Here is a 20,254-nt window from a genome sequence, read left to right on the forward strand (position 1 = left end):
GGACCGATTGATGACCAACCCCGATGACAATACTCAGAAGCTGGCTCGAGCCCTCCGTGTCTCGCTCAAGGAGACCGAGCGGTTGCGTGCCCGCAACCGCAAGCTCGAGTCCTCGCTTCGTGAGCCGATTGCGATCGTGGGTATGGCGTGCCGGTATCCGGGTGGGGTGGGTTCGCCGGAGGAGCTGTGGAGCCTGGTTTCGGCGGGTACCGACGCGACGTCGGAGTTCCCGGCGAATCGCGGCTGGGACACCGAACGCTTGTATGACCCGACCGGTGAGACGCCGAACTCCGCGTATACGCGTGAGGGTGGATTCCTCCATGCCGCAGGTGAATTCGATCCGGCGTTCTTCAATATCAGCCCGAATGAGGCCGCGCTGATGGATCCGCAGCAGTTCCTGCTGTTGGAGACTTCGTGGGAGGCGTTCGAGCGGGCTGGTGTCGATCCGGGGTCGTTGAAGGGCAGCCGGACCGGTGTGTGGGTCGGCATGATGTATCACGACTATCCGGCCAACGCGAATACGGGATCTATTGCCTCTGGGCGGGTTTCGTATGTGTTCGGGCTGGAGGGGCCGTCGGTCACGGTGGATACGGCGTGTTCGTCGTCTTTGGTGGCCATGCATTCGGCTGCGGCCTCGTTGCGGTCGGGTGAGTGTGATCTGGCGTTGGCCGGTGGTGTGGCGGTAATGGCGACCCCGGAGACGCTGGTGGAGTTCAGCCGGCAGCGGGGCTTGTCGCCGGACGGGCGCTGTAAGTCCTTCGCGGATGCGGCCGATGGTGTCGGTTGGTCCGAGGGTGCCGGAATGTTGGTGCTGGAGCGGTTGTCCGACGCCCGTCGCAACGGTCATCGGGTGCATGCGGTGCTGACTGGTTCGGCGGTGAATCAGGATGGTGCGTCGAATGGTTTGACCGCGCCGAACGGTCCTTCGCAGCGTCGGGTGATTCGCCAGGCCCTGGCGAATGCGGGGGTTTCGCCGGTCGATGTCGATGTGGTGGAAGCCCACGGCACGGGTACGACGTTGGGCGACCCGATCGAGGCTCAGGCACTGCTGGCCACTTACGGGCAAGAGCGTCATGCGGATCGTCCCCTGTGGCTCGGATCGTTGAAGTCGAACATCGGCCACGCTCAGGCCGCGGCGGGTGTCGGTGGTGTGATCAAGATGGTCATGGCGATGCGGCATGGGGTGTTGCCGAAGACACTGCATGTCGATGCGCCCAGTTCCAAGGTGGATTGGTCCGAGGGCCATGTGCGGTTATTGACGGAGTCGGTGGCCTGGCCGGACGCGGATCGGCCGCGTCGTGCGGGTGTGTCCTCGTTCGGAATCAGCGGCACGAATGCGCACGTCATCATCGAACAGGCCCCGGCGGCCGAACCGGCGGTGGACCAGGAGCCGGCACCTGAGACCGTGCCGGCGGGTGGGTTGCTGCCTTGGGCGGTCTCGGCGCGTAGTAGCGAGGCGCTGACCGCGCAGGCCGTCCGCTTGGCGTCTTGTGTCGCCGATCGCGACCTGGATCCGGTGGATGTCGGTTTCTCGTTGGCGTCCACGCGTGCCGTGTTCGACCATCGTGCGGTTGTCCTGGCCGAGGACCGTGCGGGTCTGCTTGCGGGTGTGCGGGCGCTGAGCCGCGCCGAAACCACTTCTGGTGTGGTGACCGGCCGGGTGGTGCCGGGGACGACGGGTCTGGTGTTTTCCGGTCAGGGTGCGCAATGGTCCGGCATGGCCGCCGAGCTGCGTGCGGCATATCCGGTATTCGCCGAGGCTTTCGACGCGATCGTCGCACAGCTGGATCCGCTGTTGGGGCAGCCGGTTTCGCTGAGTGTGGCACTGGCGGACGGTGAACTGGTCGATCGGACGGTGATCGCGCAGGCAGGTCTGTTCGCGTTCGAAGTGGCGCTGTTCCGCCTCCTCGAATCCTGGGGCGTACGAACGGATGTGGTGGCCGGTCATTCGATCGGTGAGGTCGCTGCTGCGCATGTGGCCGGGGTGATGTCTCTCGAGGATGCGTGTGTGCTGGTGGCGGCGCGTGGCCGGCTGATGCAGGCGCTGCCATCCGGTGGCGCGATGGTCGCTGTTGGTGCCTCCGAGGCCGATGTGCGGCCGTTGCTCGTTGATGGAGTGTCGATCGCGGCTGTCAACGGTCCGTCGTCGGTGGTGCTCTCCGGCGTCGAAGACGTGGTCGCTGCCGTTGTCGGGGTGTGCACCGAGCGTGGTCGGCGGACGCACCGATTGCGTGTCTCACACGCTTTCCATTCGGCCCTGATGGAGCCGATGCTGGCCGAATTCGCTTCGGCGATCGAGGGTTTGGCGTTCGCGCGCCCGAGCCTGCCGGTGGTGTCGACGGTGACCGGTGCCCGAATCACCGATGAGATGACCGTTCCGGCGTATTGGGTGGGTCAGGTTCGGGACACGGTCCGGTTCGCCGATGCCGTTGCCACGATGGCGGACATGGGGGTGTCCCGGTTCGCCGAGGTCGGCCCGGACGCGGTCCTGAGCCCGATGATCGCCCAGACTCTCGACGACGCGGCCGCGGTGGTGGTGGCGTTGGCGCGTCGTGACCGTGCCGACGCGTCCGCCGTGTCGAGTGGGGTGGCCGGGTTGTTCGTGGCCGGCGCCGAGGTGAACTGGGCCGGTCTGCATGCCGGAGGTCAGCGAATCGATCTGCCCACCTATGCCTTCCAGCACGAGCGTTTCTGGCTGGATCCCAAGGAGGCGCTGGCTTTGTCGTGGCTGGGTGCCGAACTGGGCGGGGTCGGCTCGGTCGGGCTGGATGCGGTGGAGCATCCGCTGCTGGGTGCGGTGGTGCCGCATCCGGATTCGGGTGGCGTGAGTTTCACCGGCCGGTGGACCGTGGACTCGGTCGAGTGGCTGGCCGACCACAGCGTGCTCGGCACCGTATTGCTGCCGGGCACCGGATTCGTCGAGCTCGCGAGTTACGTCGGCGGTGTGCTCGGTTGTGCCGTTGTGGACGAGCTGGTCCTACAGGCTCCGTTGACCGTGCCGGCCGAGGGCAGTGTCTCGGTACAGGTCGTGGTGACTGCGGCAGACGAGGCCGGTCGCAGGCAGTTGAGTGTGCATTCGCGGCAGACCGCCGAGGGGCCGTGGTTGCTGCACGCCGAAGGCGTGCTCGCGCCCGATGAGGTGGTGGCCGATTTCGATCTCGCCGCGTGGCCGCCGACCGGTGCCCAGCCCTTGGACATCGACGGCGTCTATGACGAGCTGCTCGATATCGGGTACGGCTACGGCCCGTTCTTCCAGGGGCTGCAGGCGGCGTGGCGGCGTGGTGACGAGTTGTTCGCCGAGGTCGCGCTGCCGGATCCACAGGACGGCAGGGGATTCGGCATCCATCCGGCACTGTTCGACGCGGCGCTGCACGCCGGGATCGTGCACGGTCTGCGTGGCGGTGTCGAGGGTTTCCCGGCCCTGCCGTTCACCTGGAACCGGGTGGTGCTGCACGCGGCCGGCGCGAGCGCCGCGCGGGTTCGCATCGTGGTCGAGGGCACCCGGTTCGCGCTCCAGCTGGCCGACGAGCAGGGCCGGCCGGTGCTGTCGGTGGGGGCTTTGGTTTCTCGGCCGGTGTCGGCCGATCGCCTGCAGGCGGATCGGGTGGATGATGCCTTCTTCGGCGTGGAGTGGGTCGCTGCCGCGCCGTCGTCGGCGAGCGTGGAGCCGGGCCGGGTGGCGGTTCTGAATGGTGATCTCGCGGCGCTGATCACCGAGTTGGATGCGGCCCGGGATGCGGATGTTCCGGAGATTGTGTTGTGGGAGGTCCCCGTCCACGACGGTGCGCCGCCGGCGGCCGCCCGCCGGGTCGCGATCGGTGTTCTGGACACTCTTCGGGGTTGGCTGGCCGAACCGCGTTTCGCCGGTTCGCGTCTGGTGGCGCTGACCAGACGTGCAGTGGCCGTAGCCGACTCGGAGCAGGTGGACCTGGGCCAGGCGCCGGTGTGGGGTCTGCTGCGTGCCGCGCAGGCCGAACATCCGGGCCGATTCCAGCTGCTCGACCTGGATCAGGATGAGGATCGTGACGCGCTCGCTATCGCCGCTGTGGCCGCGACCGCTGCGCTGGAACCCGAGGCTGCGCTGCGTGGTGCGACCCTGCTCGTGCCGCGGTTCAGTCGTCACGCGCCCGGTTCGATCGTTCGGTTGTCCGAGCCGGGCACCGTGCTGGTGACCGGTGGTACGGGTGGTCTGGGTGGGGTGATAGCTCGGCATTTGGTGGCTGAATACGGTGTGCGTCATCTGGTGCTGACGTCTCGGCGTGGCCCGGATGCTCCGGGTGCTGCGGAACTCCGTGCGGAGCTGACCGAGCTGGGTGCGCAGGTGACCATTGCTGCGTGTGACGTGTCGGATCGGTCTGCGCTGGCGGCGTTGCTGGATGGCATTTCGGTTGAGTATCCGTTGGTGGGTGTGGTGCACGCGGCCGGAACAGCGGACAACGGTCTGGTCGAATCGATTACGGCCGAGCGGGTTGATTATGTGTTCGGCCCGAAGGTTGATGCGGCGTGGCATCTGCACGAGCTGACTCGCGATGCTTCGTTGTCGTTGTTCGTGCTGGTGTCCTCTGCGGGCGGGCTGGTGCTTGCCGCCGGTCAAGCGAACTACGCCGCGGCGAATGTCTTCTTGGATGCGCTCGCGGCACACCGTCACAGCCTGGGATTGCCGGCAACCGCTGTCGACTACGGGTTGTGGGCACGATCGACCGGGCTCGGTTTCGAGCTGTCCGAGGCCGAATTCGATCTGCTGCGCCGGCAGGGCTTCCCGCCGATCTCCGAGGCCGAGGGTCTGTCGTTGTTCGATGCGGCGATTGCCACCGATTCGGCCCAGCTGGTGGCGCTGCGGGTCGATCGGGCGGTGCTCCGGACGCGGGGCGAGCTGATCCCGGCCCTGGTCCGCGCGCTCGTGCCGATCCCGGTGCGCCGCACCAACCGAGGTGCAGGGGGTCAGGCTTTCGCCCGAAAGCTGGCCGGCTTGTCGGAGGCGGATCGTGCGCGCGCTCTGCTCGATCTTGTCCGATCGGTGGCTGCCGCGACTCTCGGGCATGCGTCGGTGGATGCTGTTGAGTCGCAACAGGCTTTTCAGCAGCTCGGGTTCGATTCGTTGAGTGCGGTCGAGTTCCGCAACAAGTTGAATGCTGTGACTGGTCTGCAACTGCCGGCGACGCTGGTCTTCGATTACCCGAACGCGCGGGTGGTCGCAGAGTTCATCGATTCCCAACTCTCCGGCACGAGCCAGGATGTCGCGGTCACTGCCAGTAGGGTGGCCGGCGACGATCCGATCGCTGTGGTGGCGATGAGCTGCCGCTACCCGGGTGGTGTCGCTTCTCCCGAAGACCTGTGGAGTCTGGTTGCCGAAGGCATGGACACCACGGGTGATCTGCCCGCGGATCGTGGCTGGGATATCGAGGGCATCTACGATCCGGAACCCGGCAGGGCGGGCAAGACCTATACCCGTCAGGGTGGATTCCTGTACTCCGCGGCCGATTTCGATGCGGATTTCTTCGGGATCAGTCCCAATGAAGCCACGATGATGGATCCGCAGCAGCGGTTGCTGCTGGAGATCTCGTGGGAGGCGCTGGAGCGTGCTGGTGTGGATCCGGCGGTGCTGCGCGGTAGTTCGACCGGTGTCTTCACCGGCGTGATGTACCACGACTACGCCCAGGGGACCGGTAACAGCACGGCCGGCAGCCTGGTGTCCGGTCGCATCGCCTACACCCTCGGGTTGGAGGGCCCGGCCGTGTCGGTGGATACGGCGTGCTCGTCGTCTTTGGTGACCATGCATTTGGCGGCGCAGTCGCTGCGGTCAGGGGAGTGCGATCTGGCGTTGGCCGGTGGTGTGGCGGTGATGTCCACCCCGGAGATGCTTGTCGAGTTCAGCCGGCAGCGGGGTTTGTCTCCGGATGGTCGGTGTAAGTCCTTCGCGGATGCGGCCGATGGTGTCGGCTGGTCCGAGGGGGCCGGAATGTTGGTGTTGGAGCGGTTGTCCGATGCCCGCCGCAATGGTCATGACGTGCTTGCGGTGATCGCTGGTTCGGCGGTGAATCAGGATGGCGCGTCGAATGGTTTCTCCGCGCCGAATGGTCCGTCGCAGCGGCGGGTGATCCGACAGGCGTTGGCCAATGCCGGTGTGTCTCCGACCGAGGTGGACGTGGTCGAGGCGCACGGCACGGGTACGACGTTGGGCGATCCGATTGAAGCCCAAGCCCTTTTGGCTACCTACGGGCAGGGTCGTGCTGCGGATCGGCCTTTGTGGTTGGGGTCGTTGAAGTCGAATATCGGTCATGCTCAGGCGGCGGCTGGTGTCGGTGGTGTGATCAAGATGGTCATGGCGATGCGTCACGGACTGTTGCCGAAGACGCTGCATGTCGATGCGCCCAGCACCAAAGTTGATTGGTCCGAAGGGCATATCCGGTTGTTGACCGAGTCGGTCGCGTGGCCGGAGGTGGATCGGCCGCGTCGTGCGGGTGTGTCCTCGTTCGGTATCAGCGGTACGAATGCGCACGTCATCATCGAACAGGCCGCGGTGCCGACGGTGGAGCCGGAGCCTGTGGTCAAGTCCGCGCCGGCGGGCGGGTTGCTGTCATGGGCGGTCTCGGCCCGCAGTGCCGATGCGCTGACCGCTCAGGCCGCCCGCCTGGCATCGCATGTGGGCGAACACGATCCGATCGATGTCGGTTTCTCGCTGGCATCGACGCGCAGTGTCTTCGAACATCGTGCTGTTGTGGTGGCCGGCGACCGTGAGGAGCTGCTGGCAGGTGTCCGGACCTTGGCGGCCGGTGCGCCGGCACCCGGTGTGTTGACCGGCCGTGTGCTGGCGGGTTCGACGGGTGTGGTGTTCTCGGGTCAGGGTGCCCAGTGGGCCGGTATGGCCACGGAGCTGTGCGCGGCCTTCCCGGTCTTCGGCAACCACTTCGATGCGATCGTCGCCGAGCTCGATCCGCTACTGGAACAGTCCGTTTCGCTGAGCACGGCATTGGCGAACGACGATCTGGTCGACCGGACCGTGTTCGCGCAGGCGGGTCTGTTCGCCTTCGAGGTGGCGTTGTTCCGGCTGCTCGAATCGTGGGGTGTACGCGCGGATGTCGTAGCCGGTCACTCGATCGGTGAGATCGCTGCCGCGCATGTGGCGGGTGTGTTGTCGCTGACGGACGCCTGTGTGATGGTGGCTGCGCGTGGTCGCTCGATGCAGGCGCTGCCTTCCGGTGGCGCGATGGTGGCCGTGGGTGCCTCCGAGGCCGATGTGTGGCCGCTGCTGACCGGTGAGGTGTCGATCGCGGCGGTGAACGGCCCGTCGTCGGTGGTGCTCTCGGGTGTCGAAGCCGCTGTCGTGGCTGTCGCCGACGCTTGTGCCGAACGTGGTTGGCGGACACACCGATTGCGGGTTTCGCATGCCTTCCATTCGGCCTCGATGGAGCCGATGTTGGCCGAATTCGCCACGGCGATCGAAGGTTTGACGTTCGCGCGCCCGCGTACCCCGCTGGTGTCGACGGTGACCGGCGCCCGGGTCGCCGACGAGATGTCGGATCCGGCGTACTGGGTCGGTCAGGTCCGGGACACGGTGCGGTTCGCTGATGCCGTTGCGGCAATGACCGATCTGGGTGTAGCCAGGTTCGCCGAGGTCGGCCCCGACGCGGTGCTGACCCCGATGATCGCCCAAACCCTGGACACCGCAACGACTATCGCGCTGTCCAAACGAAACACAGCGGACTCCGAGACCGTGCTGACCGGCCTCGCCCGACTGCACGTCTCGGGTGCGACGGTGGATTGGACGACCTACTACACCGGCACCGGCGGCGTGCGGATCGACCTGCCGACCTACGGCTTCCGGCACCGCCGCTTCTGGTCCACCGGCCCGCTGCACACCGGCGAGGCGCACGCACTCGGCCTGCGGTCCACCGACCACCCGATGCTGGGTGCCCTGGTGGCACAGCCGGAGAGCGGCGGCGTCCGATTCACCGGCCGCCTGTCCACGAACACCCATCCCTGGCTGGCCGATCACGACGTGCTCGGCACGGTGCTGCTGCCGGGCACCGGATTCGTCGAACTGGCCGCCCACGCCGGCGACCAGGTCGACTGCCCGGAGCTTGCGGAACTCACCCTGCTGGCGCCACTGGTGTTCCAGGGGCAGGGCGGCGTCGACATCCAAGTGATCCTCGGCGCCGGCGACGACGCAGGTCGCCGGCGGCTCGACATCTACTCCCGGCGGGACGACGACGAACCGTCGGTGCAGTGGACGCACCACGCGGAGGGCGCCGTGCGCCCGAGCCTGGAAACCGCAGCGGCGGACGGCTGGACGGACTTCGCGCAGTGGCCACCGGTCGGTGCCACGGATATCGAGTTGGCCGGCGCCTACGACGTACTCGCCGGCCACGGCTACAACTACGGGTCCGCCTTCCGCGGACTGGAAGCCCTGTGGCGACGCGGTGAGGACCTCTTCGCCGAGGTCGCGCTGCCCGAGCCGACCGCTACCCAGGGCTACGGCATGCATCCGGCGCTGTTGGACGCGGCCATGCACGCGCTGCCCTTCGGCCTCCCGCAGGGCGTGGACGAGCAGGCCGAGCGGCCGACCCTGGTGCCGTTCGTCTGGTCGTCGGTGCGGGTGCACGCCGACGGGGCCCGGCGGGTGCGGGTTCGATTGTCCTGGCTGAACCAGGGCGAGGTCGCCCTGGCCCTGGCCGATTCCGGTGGGGCGCCGCTGTTGTCCGTCGGGTCGCTCACGCTGCGCCCGATGTCGCTCGAACTGCTCTCGGCCGCGACCCGATCCGCGCCGGACGGGCGGTACGAGCTCAGCTGGCGGCCCGGTCCGGAACTGCGCTCGGCGGGTTCGTGGGCCGAGTGGGGGTCGTCTGTATCGGCCTCGGTCGTCCTGTTCCGCCCCCCGGTCGACGGCGACGACGTGCCGGTCCGGTTGCGCACCGCGCTGCACCGCACGCTCGGCGTCGTCCAGGAGTTCCTGCGCGAGGATCGCTACGCGGCAAGCACTTTGGCTGTGGTCACCGACGCTGCGGCCGGCCCGGCCACGGCTGCGGTGTGGGGCCTGGTGCGCGCGGCGCAGGCGGAGCACCCCGGGCGGATCGTGCTCGTCGAGGCCGCGGCCGAGACCACCCCGGATCACCTTGCCGCCGCGGCGATGTCGGGTGAACCGGAGCTGGCCGTTCGGGCGGATGGGACACGGGTGCCGCGGCTCGTGCGGGCCGCGCTGCCCGAGTCGGACCCGCGGGCACCCTGGGATCCGGAACGGACGGTACTGATCACCGGCGGCACCGGCGGCATCGGTCGTCACCTCGCCAGGCACCTGGTGAGCGAGCACGGTGTGCGGCACCTGCTGCTGGCCGGCCGCCGCGGACCGGATGCCGCCGCGGATCTCATCGCGGAATTGACCGACCTCGGTGCCCGGGTGCACGTGGCCGCCTGCGACATCGCGGACCGAAATGCGTTGCGAGAATTGATTGCTTCGGTTCCGGCCGAGTATCCGCTCGGTGCGGTCGTGCACGTGGCGGGCGTTGCCTACAACGGGATGGTCGAGACCCTGACGCCGGAGCAGATCGACTACTCCCTCGGCGCCAAGGCCGACGCGGCTTGGCATCTGCACGAGCTCACCCGGGCCGCCGGGCTGTCCGCCTTCGTGCTGATCTCCTCGGTGGCAGGGTCGATCCTGCCCGCCGGCCAGGGCGGATACGCGGCGGCCAACGTGTTCCTCGACGCGCTCGCCACCCACCGGCACGCCCAAGGTTTGCCGGCCACCGCGCTCGCCTACGGTCTGTGGGATATCGAAACGGGCCTGTCGCAGTGGCTCAGCGCGGCCGACCGGCAGCGCATGCGCCGCCAGGGTCTGCCGTCGCTGGCCGCGCACAAGGCACTCGAATTGTTCGATGCCGCAGTTGCTTCGGAGACTCCGGCGAGCATCCTGACCGAGATCGACCTGCCCGCGCTGCGGGCTCGGGACTCGGTGCCCGCACTGCTGCGTGACCTGGCCAAGCGTGCCGGGCGGCGGCAGAGCGCCGGGGCCAAGGACGCGGGCGCACTGCGCCGGCAGCTGGCCCAGCTTCCGGAGTCCGAGCAGGAAGAGTGGCTCCGCAAGCACATTCTCGAGACCGCGGCCAGGCTGCTGGGTCATGAGAGCGTCGATGCTCTCGACCCGGAGCGGGATTTCCTCGAATCGGGGTTCGACTCACTGGCAGCCATGGAGCTGCGGACCACGCTCAACGCGTCCACCGGTCTGACGCTGCCGACGGCGGCGATCTTCGACCACAAGACGCCGGCGGCGCTGGCTCGATACCTGCGGACGGAGCTCACCGCGACCGCACGACGCGGCGATGCGCCGGCCGGCGAGGACGACTCGCTGTACGGGATGTTCCGGGGCGCGGTGGAGAGCGGCCGGTTCGTCCAGGCCTTCGACCTGTTGCGGGTGACGGCGGAGCTGCGCGAACAGTTCACCGCCGCACCGGAACCGGACCGGCTGCCGGTGCCGACGCGACTCGGCGCGGGACCCGCTCTGCCGCGGTTCATCTGCCTCACACCGCCATTGGCGACTGGCAGCGCGCATCAGTACGCCCGGATCGCCGCGCACCTGGGCACCTCCCGGGACATCGTGGCGGTGTCGCCCATCGGCTGCCGGACGGGTGAACCGTTGCCGGCGACGCCGACAGCGGCCTTGGAAGCCATAGCGCGCAGCGTCCTCGATGCGGCGCAGGGAGAACCGTTCGTGCTGCTCGGATACTCCTCGGGCGGCCTGCTGGCCTACCTCGTCACCGAGTACCTGGAAGGGGCCGGCGGCCAGGCGCCCGCCAGCGTGGTCATGCTGGACACCTACAAGGTGCACGATGACAGCGCATGGCTGCTTCGGGCGATGGCTGAACACATGGTGTCGGAGGAGGCTACGTTCGGTCGCTTCGACCAAGCCCGGCTGACTGGCATGGGCTGGTATTTGCAGCTCCTACAGGAGATGGTGCCCGGTTCCGTCGCCACGCCGACGTTGTTCATCCAGTGCGCCCAGACCTTCTTGGGGAGCTCATCGGATCGCGTGGACTGGCAGGCCGAACCGTGGGATTCGACGCATACCGTTGTTTCGGTACAGGCTGACCACTTCACGATACTGGAGGACGGCTCAGCGGATGTCGCCGAAGCGATCGAGGGCTGGCTCGAGAGCTAGGAACAACGACCGGGTGGGCGGATTGCTCACCCGGTCGTTCCGGCCTAGCTCGACAGCGCGCGAGCGCAATGATCGCGGATCAGCTGGCCTATCGGTCCGCAATTCGAATCGATGAAGAAATGACCGCCTGGAAATGATTTCGCAAAGAAGTTTCCAGAGGTGTGCGAGCCCCATACCTCGATTTCCGCGAGACTTGCATCGGGGTCACGATCGCCGACAATCGCGACGATAGGGTTGCTGACCATCGCGTCCGTACTGCACTGGTAGGTCTCGATGGCCCGGTAGTCGTTCCTGACGATCGACAGGATCAGCTCTCGAAATTCGGGATCCTCGAGCAAAGCCCGTGGTGTACCGCCGAACCGCAGTAGGTGCTCGCCGAGTTCTCGATCGCTCAGCAGGTGCATTCGCAGCTCAGGGAGCGTGACAGAAGGCGCGCGGCGACCGGAGGCGAACAGGACCCTCGCGGTCGCTCCCAATTCGTGCTCGAGCCGCCTGCATGCCTCGAAAGCTACGACAGATCCCATACTGTGGCCGAACAAGGAGAAATCCTGGGCACCCCCGACTGCTTCTATCAGCTCGGGCAGCAGGCCATCGACGAGGTCGGAGATATTCCCCACGAGCGGTTCACGTCTTCTATCCTGTCGCCCCGGATACTGAACAGCGAGAACCTCATATTCTGCCCCCACGCATTCGGCCAATGGCCCGAAGGATATGGCGGAGCCGCCCGCATGCGGAAAGCAGACCAATTTATGAGATCCATCCCTCGGTGCGGGGGACAGGCGACGTAGCCAGCTATTACCCATAGGGGAGAGCCTTTCGTTACGTTGAGCTAGAGGCTCGACGGTGTGTGCTCGAGCCGCACCACCGCACCCCAAGGCCTCCACGAATTTTCGATCGGCTTGCGGGGATCTGGCTGTGGGAAGAGCGTGAGCGGCTTCATGAACCAGGGCAGGCGGTTGAACCGGTGTGCCGCCGAGGCCAGATGTTCCACCTCATCAGCCGTCCAGCCGAGGTCGGCGAAGAAGCCCAGCGGATCGACCGGACCGAACTGCCAGGGGGCGTTGGCCAGCAGTTCGGTAGTGGCTTTACCCATTCGCTTCACAATGGCCTGGTTATTGACATCCAGTGCCCACCAAGCGATTTCAGGACGAGCGAGCGCGGCGGCCAAGCCGATGACATCGTCGTCGCTGAGGTAGTAGATCAGCCCCTCGGTGAGCACAAGCGCCCGCTGCGCACCCGCGAGGGCCTCGTCCAGGAACTGCCGCCGCGCCTCGGGATCGGCGAGATCCACCGCCGTGCGGCTGAGCGCGCAGCGTGGCGACTCCCCGGCCAGCAGCTTGTTCTTCTCGGCGACCAATTCGGGGAGATCGGCCTCTATCCAAGGGAATTCGGAGGGCAGATCCAGCCGATACGGGCGCGTATCCATCCCCGCGGCCATATTGATCACCAGATCGCAGCCCTGCGCGATGGTCTTCAGGATCAGGTCGTCGATGAGTTTGGTCCGGGTGACCAGGTTCCAGCCATTGAGCATCAAGCGTGGTGTGTGGCCGGCTATGGCGCGGCCCCGCTCCCCGGCGACTCGGTCGGCGAGGGGATCGTGGAAGAGGGCATCGGGGCGCGCGGATTCGGCGGCCCGGTAGGCGGCCACCCAGCGGGCGGTGTCGGAAACGTTGGTAATGAGTTCAGCGGTTTCGGCCACGGGTGCAGTCTTACACAGCAAACTAATCGATGCTCAATGGTCGCGGGGCGTGGAAGATTGGTGCGCATGCGGCGGTCGAGCATCACGTATCGTCAGAGCGGGTCACCGTTCGTCGCTGACAGTGTCCGGCCGCGGAGGTTCGATCCGAACAACCGGGCGCACCTTCCAGTGATACCGGGTCTTCGGCCGCCCCACCCTGCCGCAATCGGCTCGGCGCTCGGCGCTCGGCCGGCCCGTCGTCGGCCAGTGTGTCTGCTGAACCCATTCACCAATCGTGCGTTGGTTTCAGCTCTGCCTTTGCTTCTGCGAGGAGGTCGGATTGGAGCGACGAGCAATGAGCCCACCAGTCAGGGTAGGTCACAGGGTCCCGAACGGCGTCGTGCAATCCCCGGGCATGAGCAACTACGCGGTCCCGCAAAGCGTCCGAACAGATAATCTCGACCCGCTTCTCTGCTAGCCAGACGCTTTCGATCAGTGGCTTCATGTCGGCGGGGGTACCGCCGCGCTCGCGGATATCGAGTTCTCCCTGCAGTCGCTGCGTTGTCTCGAAGTAGTCGATGATCGCTGACTTCACCTCCTCTCTGCGGGCAAGGCGACTCTCCGCGCGGAACTTGAGCTTCGCTGCACGCGCCGAACTCCGTTGCACCATAAGCGTTGCCGATGAGCCGAGTCCCGCGCCGAGTAGTGGTAGCAGGCCCGTAACCAACGTTGAAACAACCCCTGTCGACATGACTCCAATTCTCGCAATCGGCTGCCCATCTCGATCCTGATTGCCCACTATCGCCGGTTGTCGTCAGACATGCGACACCGCCCGAGCCCGGCCCGGTCCCACGCATGCGCGAACGGACTCGATGACCAGGAGGCCGGAGGGCCGGAAAGTGTCGCGTGGTGGTTCGATCCATTGCCTGATGGCTCCGGATTGGATAGTCGGTGACGGCAACGCCACGGTGCCTCCGTCCCGGATCACAGATGCGTTGTGGCGGAACAGATCAGCGAACAGCGGCACATCGTCGGGTACGTCGGGTCGGATCAAGAAGGTCCACCGGTTCGACCGGGGATGCGACAGGATCGGACCGATAGCGGCTCCGCGTCGACCCATGTCGTGTTTGACCGACTGGCCCAGTGGTGCGGGCATCGTCAGTGCCCAGACGTGTGTGGCTTTCATGATGATGCGCCCCAGGCTCGGCGGATCGATGGTCGCGGGCAGATCGCATACCCGCCGATAGAAGACGCAACGGGATACCGGAGAATCCCCGAACGGTATGTGGTCCATCGGGTTTGACCTTTGCTCAGTTCGACAGGGGGTTAGGTGCGCTTGGTGCCACGGACGCGACAGGCAAGCGCAGGGTTGATCCGGTTGCGATGGGTGGGCCGGCGCCGCACTGATGGTGCTCGGCGGCAAGCTCATCACGCTGCTGTTCGAGTGCGTCAACCCCCAAACTGCGGAATTCGCCGGCCGTGCCCCGCTGACCGAGCATCGGATCGTCTTGCTCGGTGGGAGCACAGCCGGCTTCGGCATCGCCGACCAACTCCGCGGCGTCGTGACCGTCGATGGGCACGGCCGCGACCAGGCGCGGTCGCGATTCTGGTGCATAGACCGCTACGGCCCGCTCACCGAGGGCATGCCCGGGTTCCGTGGACTTCCAGGTCCCCTACGCTCGCCCTGTCGCCGAGGTTCGCGAATGGGATTAGTGCGAAACAGAATCCGTCGTCGGCCTGGCCGAGGTAGCACTCGCGTGCAGCCGACGGTTCTCATCGGCACCGCCACCGAGCATGGCGCATTCCCCGAGGCGATCGTGCGGGACATGCCCTTACCGAGGGACGTTTTACCGACCGTGCCGCCGGGAAGGACAGGATCGCCGCCGGAATTTGTCGTGTGCCGGCTCTTCAAAGGAAATCGGAGAGAACTTCGTTGAAGCGCTCCGGTTCCTCGAAGAACGGCACATGACCGCTGTGCTCGAACCGCACCGCCTTCGCAGCCGGAAGTTGCCCTGCGAGCCATTCTTCGAGTGGACCGGGGAAGATTTTGCTGCGCGCGCCATAGATCAGCAGTGCGGGCACGGTCACCTCGGACAGGACCGACCGGAAGTCCGCGAATGCCATGTCGTACCAAATGGCACATGCCGCCGACGTCGACATCTTCGTCGTCTCCGCATACACGGCATCGATCACCTCGTCGGGCGGTGTTTCGGCGAAGCAGGCGGCTATGAACGGCTTGATCACCGACGGGCGGGCGTGCTTCACCGCCTGCACGAACACGGCGAGGTCGCTCTGGGAGTAGCCACCTTGCAGCGGGAACTCCCAACCCGGCGAGTCGAGGAAACGCGGTGACTGATCTACGAAGGTCACCGACCGCAGCTGCGCACACCCGAATTGTTGAATGTAGGCGAGTATCACCGCGGTGCCCATCGACCAGCCCACCAGGGACACGTCCTCGAGCGAGAGATGCTGGAGCAGGCTACGGATGTCACGCGCGTACTGCGCCAGGGTGTGGCCGTCGTCGGTCTTCCCGGAGGCGCCGTGCCCACGGAGATCGACATTGATCACCCGATTCCCCTCCGACAACGCAGGCACGTTCTGTGCCCAGAAGGTGGTGTTCATCGTCCAGCCGTGAATAAGTACGACGGGACGACCGGCGCCGTGATCCTCGTAGTACATCGGCACACCATCAGGCAGTTCCAGGTAAGGCATCAACGACCTCCAGCTCGTGAGAAGAAGTGCTCCCACACGATGGCGTGCCTGCAGTCGCAAGGCCAAGGCGGAGACCAGGGGTTGCATCAACGTTGCAGCGAGAGGCAACCCGTTGTCAGAGTTATGGTCACGTGTTTACTCTTGTTTCGAGCCCGATGAACGCCCTGACGCGGCGGCCGGCGGGACCTCTCCGAATCGACCGGAATACCACGAGGCGAACGCATTTGGTGACAAGGCAGACGCATGTGATGCGTGCAGACGTGCGCGCCTCATGGGATCGTGCACAACGTCGAGGTCTGCATCCGGACCGGCATCTGCCCGAGGTCGGTTTGGCCGCAGACGAGGTCCGGACCTGGCGCAGGGACCATCAGATGGCTTCGGTATGGCCGATACTGTTCGCGAGCCTGGAGAGTGCGGCGTTCGAGCCGGGGCACGTGTTGTTCGGTGGCGACGCCGACGGCCATCTGCTGTGGGTCCAGGGTGATTCCACGACTCGCCGGGTGGCGGAACGAGCAAACCTTGTCCCAGGAGCACGATGGCACGAAGCCGAAGCCGGTACCAATGGTGTCGGCACGGCCCTGGCCCTCAGCAGACCTTTCCAAGTCCGCGGAACCGAGCACTACCTGTCGGTTGCCGCGGACTTCACCTGCACCGCGGCACCCATCAGAGACCCGGTCAGTGGTGCGGTGATCGGTGTCGTCGACGTCACCTGCAAGCTCCGCAACATGAATTCGCTTGCGCTGCCGCTGGTTACCACGGCAGCGCGACTCGCGGAGGCGCATCTGCGTGATCTCGCCCGGCAACGTCATGCCGAGATACTCACCCGCTACCGCGACCGCGTCCTCAATCGTGTCGGCGGCCACTGTGCTTTGATCTCGCAAGAGGGGCGGTTGTTGGATGCCGCTCCGTCGAGTTGGCTGCCTGCTATCTGGCCCGTACCGGTGATAGAGGGCGAAACCGAATTACCCGATGGACGTAGGGTCGTTGTCGAACGACTCTCGCTGGGCGGACCGTTCTCCGTCTACGCCCTGCCGGACCACGCTGCCGGCCGACCAGCCCCACACGTGACCTCGCTGGGCCGTAACCGCGCCGAACTGTGGATGGATGGGGTCGTCCATGAGCTCAGTCTCCGGCACAGCGAGCTGGTGGTGCTCCTGCTCGCCAACCCTGATGGATTGACTGCGGCGGCATTGGCCGAAGAGCTGTACGGGAACGCCGGAAAAACAGTGACGGTGCGCGCGGAGCTCGCCCGGCTTCGACGAATCGTCGGTTATCGCCTCTCGTCGGATCCGTACCGTCTGGACAGCCGAATCCGCACCGATTTCCAGCAACTGGAAGCAGACGTCGCGAAGGGCTCTGTGGGCGATCTACGGAGCAGATATCCAGGCCCGCTGCTACCGGGATCACAGGCCCCCGGCGTTCGGCGGATACGGCAGCGACTCCACAACCGGCTGATGCCCGATCGTCCGGCGAACTAGCGGCCGGGGGTTCAGGCCCGATCCGCCGTGGATCACGTCACGAGCATGCGCTGAGGTCTCGTAAAGGGGCTTCGCTCACTGCGTTGCGCTTCGAGAAGGATTTCGTAAGTCGCTGAGTGAGGCGCAGTTCATCCGTCGCGGCTGAAAGCTCGATAGCTGCCCGAGGACACATTGCGTACGACTCGCGTCGAACGGGCTCGGCTTCTCCGAAGGCCCCTACCAGCGGTCAGGCGTATGCCTCACCCAAAGGTGCGAAGAACTTCTCGGACCGCGGCTGCGTCCGGAGGCTATTGGAGACCTGACTGTGCCGACGTACGCGGCAAGCCGCTGCTCAGCGAGGAGGTTGCCCGTCCAGTGCGGGCGATAACGGAAAAGGAGGGCACATAGTCCTTTCCACTCCCAACATATAGCGCACTGGCGGGCTTGTGGCAAGGCCCAGGTTGTGCGGCATACTCGTCCGCCGAAGCCAGAACCTGCGGAAATGGGAGTAACGAGTGACGGACATCGACGTAATCATCGTGGGCGCGGGCCCGAGTGGCCTGATGCTGGCCGGTGAGCTACGCCTGGCCGGAGTGCGATCGCTGGTACTGGAGCGGCAGCCGGAGCCGCGAGACACCCCGAAGGCCAGCGGTATCGGCGGGCGGATTCTGGACTTGCTGCGCTACCGAGGCATTTTGGACCGATTCGAAGCGGCCAGCAGTGACCCCAACGTGCCTCCCCGATTCCCGTTCGGCAATGTGTATTTGGACCTCACACAACTGGTAGATCCCCCGATGCGGGCGTTGCCGTTGCCACAGCGGGAAATCGAGCGACTGCTCGACGAGCGCGCCCGCGAACTCGGCGCCGAGGTCCGTCGCGGACACGAGGTGGTCGGCGTGAGCCAGGACGATGCCACGGTGACCGCGGACGTGCGGGGGCCGGACGGGCCGTATCAGGTGACCGCCCGATACCTGGTGGGCTGCGACGGCGGGCGCAGCCGGGTCCGCGATATGGCAGGCATCCCGTTCCCTGGCATCACATATCCGGAGGTCAACCGGCTGGCCCAGGTCGCCGTGCACGATTCGGTGACCGTGCTCGACAACGGCGACATCGACGTCCCCGGGCTGGGCGCGATCCATGCGGGTTTCACCCGAACAGACCGCGGTGTGTTCGCGTTCGCGGTCATGGACGGGATGCTGTCGATGCAGACCACCGAAGACGAGTCCACCGAATACGACGACGACGAGCCGCTGACCATGACCGAGCTCGCAGACAGTGCTCGCCGCGTGCTCGGCGCGGATCTCCCCTTGGGAGAACCGATTCGGCTGTCGCGCTACACCTTCAAGGATCGGCAGGTCGGACGATACCGCGATGGGCGGATCATGCTGGCCGGCGATGCGGCCCACCTGCTGCCCGCCACCGGCACGGCGCTCAATGTTGGCATGCTCGACGCGGTCAACCTTGCCTGGAAGCTGGGTGCCGATATCCACGGCTGGGCGCCTGCCGGCCTGCTGGACACGTATCACGACGAGCGTCACTTCGCCGGCGCACGTGCACTGAAGCAGACCCGGGCCCAGGTGGCACTGCGGCGCGGACAGGACCTGGCCGCTGAGGCACTGCGGGAAGTCTTCCAGGAACTGCTTCTCGACGAGCCGGCATTGCGTCGCATGGGAGCCCTTGTCGGCCACGCTGACATCCGCTATCCGATGCCGGGCTCCAATCACCATGCCTTGACCGGTAACTTCGCACCCGACCTCACTCTGCACACCGACCAGGGCGTCACCAGCGTCGCGGAACTCATGCACACCGCACGGCCCGTCCTCCTCGACCTCGCCGATCGCCCTGAGCTCCGCGAGATCGCCGGAGAATGGCAGCATCGGATCGAAATCCGCACCGCGAAAACCGATGACCGACCGGCCGACGCCGTTCTGATCCGCCCGGATGCCCACATCGCCTGGGCCGCAACGATCGACGAACCTGCCGACACCGCCGCGCTCGCGCTGCGGGAAGCGCTCTCCGGCTGGTTCGGCGCACCCTGAAAACAGGAGTGCCGATCGTTGATCGGCACTCCTGCAGTGCGCTGACGCAGGCCGGCCTGCCACTGGGTGCAGTGGCAGGCATAGGCCTCAGCCCGCCGCTTTTTTGACGAGCTCGCCGAGCCTTGCCTCGTCGGCGGCACTCAATGTCGTCAACGCGAAAGCGGTCGGCCACATGGTGCCGTCGTCGAGGTTCGCGGTGTCGTTGAACCCGAACGTCGCGTACCGCGCTTTGAACTTCTCCGCGCTCTGGAAGAAGCACACCACCTTGCCGTCCCTGGCATACGAGGGCATCCCGTACCAGAGCTTGGGCGACAAGTCCGGTGCGCTGGCTTTGACGATGGCATGGACCCGCTCGGCCAGGACACGATCGGATTCCGCCATCTCGGCGATCTTCGCGAGCACGTCGGTCTCCCCGTCCGCCTTCGATGCCCGCGAGCCGCGGCGCGCGGCCGTCTTCAACTCCTGGGCGTGCTCCTTCATCGCGGCACGCTCCTCCTCCGTGAAACCCACGGAAGTCTTGCTTTTCGCGGTTGTGCGGGTGGTGGACTTCTGAGCATTCATTGCTGGTTTCCTTCGTGTCAGTTTGCTGGGGATGATCTTGATGCTGGGCATCAGTAGCCCGGGCGACCTGCCGGGTGGGAGCGTTGAGTCAGTTGTAGACGTTGGTGCCGGCGATCGGCGGCAGCAGCGCCGAGGGCGGCACTCACCGGTCCTGAAGCAGCCCTAGGACATTGCCATCGAGATCGATGACGGTGGCCACCCGACGGCCCTTACCGACGTCGCGTACGGGCTCTTTCACGGTGGCGCCCGCAGCGGTTACCTCGGCCAGCTTCGCCTCGATGTCGGACACGTGCCAGTACGCCACCGGTGCGGTCATGCCCTGCGGTCCACCGCCCGGCACCAGCCCGATGTGCTGGCCTTCGGTCTCGAAGCCGACGTAGTAGGTTCCGTCGGTCTGCGGTGGTAGGCCGAGCAGGGCGGTGTACACCCTCTTGGCCGTCGCCAGGTCGGAAACGGGATACAGCACGGTCTTGATTCCCCAGGTGGAAGCGGCAGTCATGATCAGTCCTGATGTCGTGGGTCGGGGGTGACGGCGAACGGGAAGGCCGGGAATCGACAGTCCGATCACTCGGATGGCGACTTCGCCGTTGAACCGTTCGTCTTGCGTCCATGGCAATTACGGTAGGCACGGCTCGGCGGCGTCACATCCGTGTCGAGC

The 20,254-nt window shown here is 66.2% G+C and carries 11 protein-coding genes; 4 read left to right on the plus strand and 7 right to left on the minus strand.

Annotated features, from left to right (window positions below; all coding sequences use genetic code 11):
- The first annotated feature begins 10 nt into the window (after positions 1–10).
- Positions 11–11,149 carry a type I polyketide synthase gene (locus tag OHQ90_RS14435; protein ID WP_328410837.1) on the plus strand — a complete coding sequence of 3,713 codons (11,139 nt, stop codon included), beginning with the start codon at positions 11–13 and terminating at the stop codon, positions 11,147–11,149.
- Between the two features lie 44 nt (positions 11,150–11,193).
- Here OHQ90_RS14435 and OHQ90_RS14440 read toward each other — a convergent pair whose 3' ends face one another.
- The 4 genes from OHQ90_RS14440 to OHQ90_RS14455 form a co-directional block, all read right to left on the minus strand.
- A complete protein-coding gene (locus tag OHQ90_RS14440) occupies positions 11,194–11,847 on the minus strand; it encodes a thioesterase II family protein (RefSeq protein WP_328410839.1) in 654 nt (217 codons plus the stop codon).
- Between the two features lie 131 nt (positions 11,848–11,978).
- Complete coding sequence (locus OHQ90_RS14445; protein ID WP_328410840.1) at positions 11,979–12,848, minus strand: class I SAM-dependent methyltransferase; 870 nt, start codon at positions 12,846–12,848, stop codon at positions 11,979–11,981.
- 265 nt (positions 12,849–13,113) lie between these two features.
- Positions 13,114–13,578: a hypothetical protein gene (locus tag OHQ90_RS14450; RefSeq protein ID WP_328410842.1), complete on the minus strand. Its 465-nt coding sequence runs from the start codon at positions 13,576–13,578 to the stop codon at positions 13,114–13,116.
- 63 nt (positions 13,579–13,641) lie between these two features.
- Positions 13,642–14,121, minus strand: coding sequence for a DNA-directed RNA polymerase subunit beta (locus OHQ90_RS14455; RefSeq protein ID WP_328410844.1), 480 nt, complete (start codon positions 14,119–14,121; stop codon positions 13,642–13,644).
- Between the two features lie 112 nt (positions 14,122–14,233).
- Between OHQ90_RS14455 and OHQ90_RS39395 the strand changes: the two genes are divergently transcribed.
- Positions 14,234–14,764: a malic enzyme-like NAD(P)-binding protein gene (locus OHQ90_RS39395; RefSeq protein WP_442941394.1), complete on the plus strand. Its 531-nt coding sequence runs from the start codon at positions 14,234–14,236 to the stop codon at positions 14,762–14,764.
- On the opposite strand, the gene OHQ90_RS14460 is transcribed toward OHQ90_RS39395, so the two are convergent.
- A complete protein-coding gene (locus tag OHQ90_RS14460) occupies positions 14,736–15,539 on the minus strand; it encodes an alpha/beta fold hydrolase (RefSeq protein WP_328410846.1) in 804 nt (267 codons plus the stop codon). The two genes, OHQ90_RS39395 and OHQ90_RS14460, sit on opposite strands and share 29 nt — an antisense overlap.
- Before the next feature lie 227 nt (positions 15,540–15,766).
- On the opposite strand from OHQ90_RS14460, the gene OHQ90_RS14465 reads away from it, so the two are divergent.
- Both OHQ90_RS14465 and OHQ90_RS14470 read left to right on the plus strand, forming a co-directional pair.
- The gene (locus OHQ90_RS14465; protein ID WP_328410848.1) at positions 15,767–17,017 is read left to right on the plus strand and encodes a GAF domain-containing protein; all 1,251 of its coding nucleotides are present in this window, start codon (positions 15,767–15,769) and stop codon (positions 17,015–17,017) included.
- Between the two features lie 494 nt (positions 17,018–17,511).
- Positions 17,512–19,035, plus strand: coding sequence for an FAD-dependent monooxygenase (locus OHQ90_RS14470; protein ID WP_328410850.1), 1,524 nt, complete (start codon positions 17,512–17,514; stop codon positions 19,033–19,035).
- An 87-nt stretch (positions 19,036–19,122) separates the two neighbouring features.
- Here the strand turns inward: OHQ90_RS14470 and OHQ90_RS14475 are convergent, their stop codons facing one another.
- Positions 19,123–19,596, minus strand: a complete 474-nt coding sequence (locus tag OHQ90_RS14475; protein ID WP_328410852.1) for an iron chaperone — start codon at positions 19,594–19,596, stop codon at positions 19,123–19,125.
- 142 nt (positions 19,597–19,738) lie between these two features.
- Positions 19,739–20,095, minus strand: a complete 357-nt coding sequence (locus OHQ90_RS14480; RefSeq protein WP_328410853.1) for a VOC family protein — start codon at positions 20,093–20,095, stop codon at positions 19,739–19,741.
- Positions 20,096–20,254 lie beyond the last annotated feature (159 nt).

Source organism: Nocardia sp. NBC_00403 (assembly GCF_036046055.1).
In the GTDB taxonomy this organism is placed as follows: Bacteria; Actinomycetota; Actinomycetes; order Mycobacteriales; family Mycobacteriaceae; genus Nocardia.